The organism is Microbacterium sp. UBA1097 (genome assembly GCF_002313585.1).
Lineage (GTDB): Bacteria > Actinomycetota > Actinomycetes > Actinomycetales > Microbacteriaceae > Microbacterium.
In genome coordinates, this window is sequence record NZ_DCBW01000019.1 from 89,853 (window position 1) to 96,964 (window position 7,112).

Consider the following 7,112-nt stretch of genomic DNA (forward strand, 5'->3'; position numbering starts at 1 on the left):
CTTAGGCGGCGCTGGGGTTGCGTCTACCGAGTACCCCGGCGCGCTGCAGCACGAGGTACAGCTGGCATCCCAGGCACAGCCCGAATACGGCGTTGAGGAAAGCCGCGACGAATGCTGCAGCGGCAGCTGCCGGGACTCCCCACGGCACGCCGACGACGAACAGCAGGATGCCGATAGCGGCGACGAACAGACCGACCCCCTGCGCGAAGCGCGGCGGGCGCGGGTCTTCAAGCTCGCTGGGCGGCGCCAGGCGGGGCTGGATGAGGCCGCGATAAAGAGCGCCCCACGGAGCCGTGCGCGGCGACACGACCCCCCACAGGAATAGCAGGGCGATCGCGACCAGCAGCACGAAGGCTGCGACGGTGGCGCCGGTCAGCCCGAGGAACACGTCGACGAGCAGCAGGACGGATGTGATCGCGGCGGCGAACCGCGGACCCCGAGGGTCGATACCGCGGGCTTTGTCAGGCATGGGCGCTCTCCGTCGTCAGTCGCTGAAGCTCGAGCTCGAGCACGTGGCGGTTCGGCACGCCGCCGAACCGGGTCTGGACTGCGCCGTCACGGTCGAGCACGAGGGTTGTCGGGGTCTGCAGCACGTTGAAGTGGCGCGCGATATCGGGGCGATGAGTGAGGTCGACATCCAGGTGAAGAACCCCGGGACGCGAGGCGGCGATTTCGCCGAGCGTCCGGTGAACGCCGGGGCATCGGCTGCACATCTCCGTGCTGAACTGCAGCAGGGTTGCAGCGTCCCCGAGCCGGTCGGCACCGAGACGGGACGGCTCGACGATCTCATGGTTGACATCACGCCGCAGGCGCCCCTGTCGGCTGCGCAGCAGGATGCCGATCACGGCGGTGACCGCGACCAGAGCGGCGATGCCGAGAAGAGCAGAGAGGGGTTCCACGGCATCCCACACTAAGCGACCGGAAGGCGGGAGGGGCGCGCGTGACGGACTGTGACACTGTGCTGGAGCACCCAGATCGCAAGAGGCAGGACGCGCCCGGCGCGCAGCGTGCCACGCGGGCTTGCGCGAGTAGGGTGTGAGCCGTGACCGACATCGAGTTTCGCAGCGACGTGACAGTCGAGCTTGTCCGAGCCAGTGCAGCAGATTCCGACGTTCTCTTCGCGGCGCGCGTGTCGACGCTCGGCGAACAGACCCTCGGCGACGCAGCAGCCGGGGTGGAGGCATCCGACCGGGATCGGGGGCTCATCAACTATCTGATGCGTGACCGGCACGGTTCCCCGTTCGAGCACAACTCGATGACCTTCTATGTGCAGGCGCCGATCTTCGTCTTCCGCGAGTTCATGCGGCACCGGATCGCCTCCTACAACGAGGAATCCGGTCGCTACCGCGAACTGCGGCCGGTGTTCTACGTGCCGGCTCCCGAGCGAAAGCTCGTTCAGGTCGGAAAGCCCGGTGCATACGACTTCATCGACGGCACCCCCGAGCAGACCGAGATCGTCGATGAGGCGACGCGGGAGGCATCCGCGCACGCGTTCGCGGCGTATCAACGGATGCTGGATGCCGGCGTTGCCCGCGAGGTTGCGCGCATCGTGCTGCCGCTGAACACCTACTCGTCGATGTACGTCACGATGAACGCCCGGTCGCTCATGAACTTCCTGTCGCTGCGGACGAAGGTCGAAGGTTCCCACTTCCCGTCGTTCCCGCAGCGGGAGATCGAGATGTGCGCCGAGAAGATGGAAGACCTGTGGGCGACCCTCATGCCGATGACACACTCGGCGTTCGCGGCGAACGGCCGCGTGGCTCCGTGACGCCGATGACCTGCTCCGAGATCGGCTGAGCGCAATGCCGAAGACCGTTCTGGTCACCGGGGCAAGCTCGGGCCTCGGCGCGCAGTACGCCCGCCGCCTCGCAGCGCGGGGAGCGGATGTCGTGCTCGTGGGTCGGGACGGGGCAGCCTTGGATGCCGTCGCCACAGAGATCCGCGATCGCTGCCGCGTTCAGGCCGAGGTCCTCGTCGCCGACCTGACGAAACCGCGCCAGCGGGCGAAGGTCGAGGCCCGGCTGACAGATCCCGAGCGCCCCATCGAGGTTCTGGTCAACAACGCCGGCTTCGGCCTTCCCCTCGCGTTCGAACGTAACGACATCGAGGACGAAGCCCGTCACCTCGCGCTGCATGTCGAGGCACCGATGCGGCTCATGCACGCAGCCCTCGGCCCCATGCTCAGCCGCGGTCACGGACGCGTCATCAACGTCGCGTCGGTTGCCGCGTACACGCCGCGATCGACCTACGGCGCTGTCAAGCGGTGGGTCGTCGAGTTCTCGCGCTGGGCCAATGCCGCCTACTCGCCCTCGGGGGTGACGGTGACCGCGGTCTGCCCTGGCTTCACCCACACGAACTTCCACGAACGGATGGGGCTGGCGCCAGGCCGCGAGGGCGTGGCCGACTGGCTGTGGCTCGACGCTGAGGTCGTCGTCGAGCAATCCCTGCGCGATGCAGCGCGCGGCCGGGCAGTCTCGATCCCGTCCCTGAAGTGGAAGCTGATCACCGCCGTCGCGCGCCTGCTGCCGGCATCCGTCGCTGCAGCCGCGGGCAGCCGCGGTCGGTGAGTCCCGTCAGCTCACGCGCCCGAGGTGGATGGCGGCGAACATCAGCGCCGCGATTGTCTCGCCGTCGGTGATCCGGCGGTCGCGAATCATCCCGAGCACCTCAGGAAACGGAACCCACGACACCTCGTCGATGCCCTCCTCGTGGCGGTCTGTCGCATGGGCACCGGGAACGGGCTCCAGGCCGGTCGCCAGAAACACGTGCTCGGGGGCGTCGGCGATGCCGTTGAGGGCATACATGAAGCCGATCTCGGTGAGCTCGCCAGCCCGCAGGCCGGTTTCCTCGCGGAGTTCTCGCTCGGCAGCCTCGCGGGGGGACTCCCCATCGGTGCCCCCGGCGGGAACCTCGATCGATCTCGTGCCGGTGGGGTAGCGCTCCAGGGCGACCAGGCACACCCGGTCGTGCGTATCGACGGCTACGACGAACACAGCGGGATGCTGCATCCGGACGACGCCGTAGATCCCCGCGCCGGCAGGACCGCTGACGCCGTCCTCCCGAACCGCGATCCAGCGGTTCTCATAGACCGATCTCGAGGATTCCGTGCGCCACGACATGCCACCAGGCTAGAGTCCCGCAGGTGCCGGTCGCGGTGACCCCGGATGCCGAACCGATAGCCTGAACCCATGACGCACTCGACAAACCCGTTCGGGCAGGTGCTCGTCGCGCTGGTCACTCCCATGACCGCCGACGGCGAAGTCGACTGGCCGGCCGTCGAGAAGCACATCGACGATGTGATCGGCGCCGGGGCCGACGGCATCGTGGTGACCGGAACGACGGGGGAGACCTCGACCCTGACCGATGCCGAGAAGATCCGCCTCGTCGAGGTCGGCAAAGACGTCGCAGCCGGACGGGCGAAGATCATCACCGGCGGTGGCTCCAACGAGACAGCCCACGCGATCGAGCTGTACAAGGCCAGCGAGAAGGTCGGTGCCGACGGCATCATGATCGTCACGCCCTACTACAACAAGCCCACCCAGGCCGGCATCCTGACCCACTTCCGCCTCGTCGCCGACGCCACGGATCTGCCCGTCATCCTCTACGACATCCCGGGCCGCACGGGCGTGCCCATCCGGTACGAGACCATCCTGCGGCTGGCCAAGCACCCGAACATCCTCGCGATCAAAGACGCCAAGGGCGATTTCAGCGAGGTGAGCCGCGTGCTCAACCAGACCGACCTGCTGTACTTCTCCGGCGATGACGCCAACGTGCTGCCGCATCTGTCGATCGGAGCATCCGGCCTGATCGGCGTCACGGCCAACATCGCCGCGCAGCCCTACCGGGAGATCGTCGACGCCGTGAACGCGGGAGACCTCACCGCTGCCACTGCCGCCCACCGCAAGCTCGAACCGCTCGTGCGCGCCGTCATGACGCACGTTCCCGGCACCGTTTCGGCCAAGTACATCCTCCACGGGCTCGGCCGGATCACCAGCCCTCGCGTGCGGCTGCCGCTCGTGGGCCCGGAGGAGTGGGAAGCCGCCAAGATCGAGGATGAACTGGCCCTCGTGTCGGGCGTTCCCGGTGCCGATTTCTCGAACTTCCGCCCCGACCGCAACGCTGCCGCCGGCGGTGCCCTGCCCAAGGTCTCGGGCACCACGCGCTGATCCCCAGCGCCGATAGGAGTCGCATGTCCAACGCTGTTCTCGCCCCACCCCCGCTCGAATCGGGGACGCTGCGCGTCATCCCGCTCGGGGGCCTCGGCGAGGTCGGCCGCAACATGACGATCTTCGAGCTCGACGGCAAGATCCTGGTCGTGGACTGCGGGGTGCTCTTCCCTGAGGAGCATCAGCCAGGAGTGGACCTCATCCTTCCCGACTTCGAGCCCCTCAAGGAGCGCCTGGACGACATCGTCGGGGTCGTGCTCACGCACGGTCACGAAGACCACATCGGCGCGGTTCCGTACCTGCTCAAACTCAAGGGCGACCTTCCCTTGATCGGCTCGGGCCTGACCCTCGCGCTCACCGAAGCAAAGCTCAAGGAACACCGGCTGCGCCCCTACACCCTCACGGTGAAGGAGGGCCAGGTCGAACGGCTCGGCCCGTTCGAGCTCGAGTTCGTCGCGGTCAACCACTCGATTCCCGACGCGCTCGCGGTAGCCATCCGCACCCACGCCGGCACGGTGCTGGCCACCGGCGACTTCAAGATGGACCAGCTCCCGCTGGATGGGCGCCTGACCGACCTTCGAGCGTTCTCGCGCCTGGGCGAAGCCGGTGTCGACCTCTTCCTCGTCGACTCCACCAACGCCGACGTCCCCGGATTCACACCCCTCGAGAAGGAGATCGGCCCGGTCCTCGACCAGGTCATCGGCAAAGCGCCGCGCCGGGTCATCGTCGCGAGTTTCTCCAGCCACGTCCATCGCGTTCAGCAGGTGATGGATGCCGCTGCCGCCCACGGACGCCGCTTGGCGCTGCTCGGCCGCAGCATGGTGCGCAATATGACGATCGCCGAAGACCTCGGCTATCTGAACGTGCCGGACGGCCTTCTCATCGACTACAAGAAGGCCCGCAACCTTCCGGACGATCAGATCGTCTATATGTCGACCGGATCGCAGGGCGAGCCGATGGCGGTGCTCTCGCGCATGGCCAACCTCGACCACGAGATCGAGCCGGGTCCGGGCGACACCGTCATCCTCGCCTCGAGCCTGATCCCCGGCAACGAGAACGCCGTCTACCGCGTCATTGACGGGCTCACCAAGCTCGGTGCCAATGTCGTGCACAAGGCCAACGCCAAGGTCCACGTGTCGGGCCACGCTGCCGCCGGCGAGCTGCTCTACTGCTACAACATCCTCAAGCCCCGAAACGTGCTCCCCGTCCACGGCGAGTACCGGCACCTGATGGCCAACGCCCAGCTGGCGCAGCAGACCGGCGTTCCCGCCGAGAATACGATCGTCGCCGAGAACGGGTCTGTCATCGATCTCCGCGACGGTGTCGCGCGCAACGTCGGTCAGCTCGATCTCGGGTTCGTCTACGTCGACGGGTCGAGCGTCGGTGAGATCACGGATGCCGACCTCAAGGACCGTCGCATCCTTGGCGAAGAGGGCTTCATTTCGGTGATCGTCGTCGTGGATGCCGCAACCGGCCGCATCATCTCCGGTCCCGAGGTCCACGCCCGAGGTTTCGCGGAGGACGCTGCAGTGTTCGAGAGCGTGAAGCCCAAGATCGCTGCGGCACTCGCGGAGGCAGCGCAGTCCGGTGTGCGCGACAATCACGCGCTCTCGCAGGTCGTGCGTCGCACGATCGGCCGCTGGGTGAATCAGTCCCTGCGGCGCCGGCCGATGATCGTGCCGCTGGTCATCGAGGCCTGAGCTTCCAGCGCCGCTGGTCGGCGGATGCGCGACCTGTCGCGCTCGCTACAATCACGGCATGCCCGCCACCTTCAGCATCCGCCCCGCGACGGCTGCCGATGGCGCGTTCCTGGGTGACATGGTCGTCGAGGCAGCCAACTGGTCGCCGGGACGCTCTCGTCCGCGATACGAGGTGCTGAATGCCCCCGAGCACGGCAGGTATGTCTCGGGCTGGATGCGTCCCGGGGACGCCGGGTTCGTCGCGTCGGATCCGCAGGGGGAGCCCATCGGGGCGGCGTGGTATCGGATGTTCCCGCGATCCGACCCCGGATTCGGCTACGTCGGCACTGGTGTTCCCGAGCTGATCATCGGGGTGCGGCCCATCTGGCGGGCACACGGGGTCGGCCGCGCGCTTCTGCGCGCCCTGTCCGACAACGCTCGCGCCGCCGGGTTCGCGCGTCTGAGCCTGAGCGTCGAGCGGGGCAACTTCGCCGCGGTCTTCTACCGCACCGAGGGCTTCGCGGTAGTCCAGAGCGGTTTCGGTCGCGACACCATGGTCAAGCGCCTGCGCTGACGGATCGTCGAGACTGCATCGTGCCCGCGAGGGCGCGTGAGGCGCGCGCTGGCTCGCGGGCACACTGCAGTTTCGCGGCGGACGCATCGGTCGGATGCCGACAGGCCGCGTCGTTCCGCGGATTTGTCGGTGGTCGCACCTACCGTGGAGGTCATGCCGAGGAGTAGCACCAAGACCTCGACCTCTGGTCGTGCGCCCGCGAAGGGCTCGCGTTCGCGCGCGTCAGCGCCGGCGCCCAAGCGGTACGTCGGCGACGAAGAGCGCCCCGCACTGATCGTGCGGATGTGGCTGGGCCTGGCTCACGCGACCGGCGGCGTGTTCCGCGCGTTCGGTCCCGAGACCCTCGAGAAAGACCAGCGGCGCGACGGATTCCCCTTCTTCTTGGTGCTGCTCGCGATCGCCGGCGCAGTAGTGGAGTGGTTCTTCATCGGGTCGGAGGTCGGCGAGACGATCTCGGCCTACTCGGTCGGCGCGCTTGTCGGACGCGTCGCGTTCGTGCTGCCGGTGCTGCTGGTGATCCTCGCGGGCTGGCTGTTTCGTCATCCGGCATCCGTCCACGACAACGGCAGGATCGGGATCGGCTTCGGTCTCATCATCCTGGTCATCGCGGCTTTCGCCCATGTCTACGGCGGCCGCCCGCAGCCGCGCGACGGCCTCCCGGCACTGAGTGCGGCAGGCGGCGTCTTCGGCTGG

Annotated in this window: 8 protein-coding genes and 1 pseudogene; 6 read left to right on the forward strand and 3 right to left on the reverse strand. The window is 67.8% G+C overall.

Annotation, left to right across the window (positions count from 1 at the left end; translation table 11 throughout):
• Window position 1: 1 nt before the first annotated feature.
• Together B4F19_RS05850 and B4F19_RS05855 are read right to left on the reverse strand one after the other, a co-directional pair.
• Entirely contained in the window at window positions 2-469 is a 468-nt protein-coding gene (locus B4F19_RS05850) for a DUF4395 domain-containing protein (RefSeq protein ID WP_228177740.1), read from the reverse strand.
• Complete coding sequence (locus B4F19_RS05855; RefSeq protein ID WP_228177741.1) at window positions 462-899, reverse strand: thioredoxin family protein; 438 nt, start codon at window positions 897-899, stop codon at window positions 462-464. Before B4F19_RS05855 ends, B4F19_RS05850 begins: the two co-directional genes overlap by 8 nt.
• Before the next feature lie 143 nt (window positions 900-1,042).
• On the opposite strand from B4F19_RS05855, the gene thyX reads away from it, so the two are divergent.
• Both thyX and B4F19_RS05865 read left to right on the forward strand, forming a co-directional pair.
• Complete coding sequence (thyX, locus tag B4F19_RS05860; protein WP_228177742.1) at window positions 1,043-1,768, forward strand: FAD-dependent thymidylate synthase; 726 nt, start codon at window positions 1,043-1,045, stop codon at window positions 1,766-1,768.
• Window positions 1,769-1,802: 34 nt separating this feature from the next.
• On the forward strand, window positions 1,803-2,567 hold the full coding sequence (locus B4F19_RS05865; RefSeq protein WP_292728570.1) for an SDR family NAD(P)-dependent oxidoreductase: 765 nt from the start codon (window positions 1,803-1,805) through the stop codon (window positions 2,565-2,567).
• Window positions 2,568-2,573: 6 nt separating this feature from the next.
• Here B4F19_RS05865 and B4F19_RS05870 read toward each other — a convergent pair whose 3' ends face one another.
• Window positions 2,574-3,119 (reverse strand): NUDIX domain-containing protein, encoded by a 546-nt coding sequence (locus B4F19_RS05870; RefSeq protein WP_292728573.1) that lies wholly within the window; start codon window positions 3,117-3,119, stop codon window positions 2,574-2,576.
• 69 nt (window positions 3,120-3,188) lie between these two features.
• Here B4F19_RS05870 and dapA point away from each other — a divergent pair, with 69 nt between their 5' ends.
• The 4 genes and pseudogenes from dapA to B4F19_RS05890 all read left to right on the forward strand — a co-directional run.
• Window positions 3,189-4,166, forward strand: coding sequence for a 4-hydroxy-tetrahydrodipicolinate synthase (dapA, locus tag B4F19_RS05875; protein WP_292733340.1), 978 nt, complete (start codon window positions 3,189-3,191; stop codon window positions 4,164-4,166).
• Between the two features lie 23 nt (window positions 4,167-4,189).
• The gene (locus B4F19_RS05880) at window positions 4,190-5,866 is read left to right on the forward strand and encodes a ribonuclease J (RefSeq protein WP_228177746.1); all 1,677 of its coding nucleotides are present in this window, start codon (window positions 4,190-4,192) and stop codon (window positions 5,864-5,866) included.
• Between the two features lie 58 nt (window positions 5,867-5,924).
• A complete protein-coding gene (locus B4F19_RS05885; RefSeq protein WP_292728578.1) occupies window positions 5,925-6,419 on the forward strand; it encodes a GNAT family N-acetyltransferase in 495 nt (164 codons plus the stop codon).
• Window positions 6,420-6,572: 153 nt separating this feature from the next.
• A pseudogene (locus tag B4F19_RS05890) lies at window positions 6,573-7,112 on the forward strand (cell division protein FtsK); the annotation flags it as partial.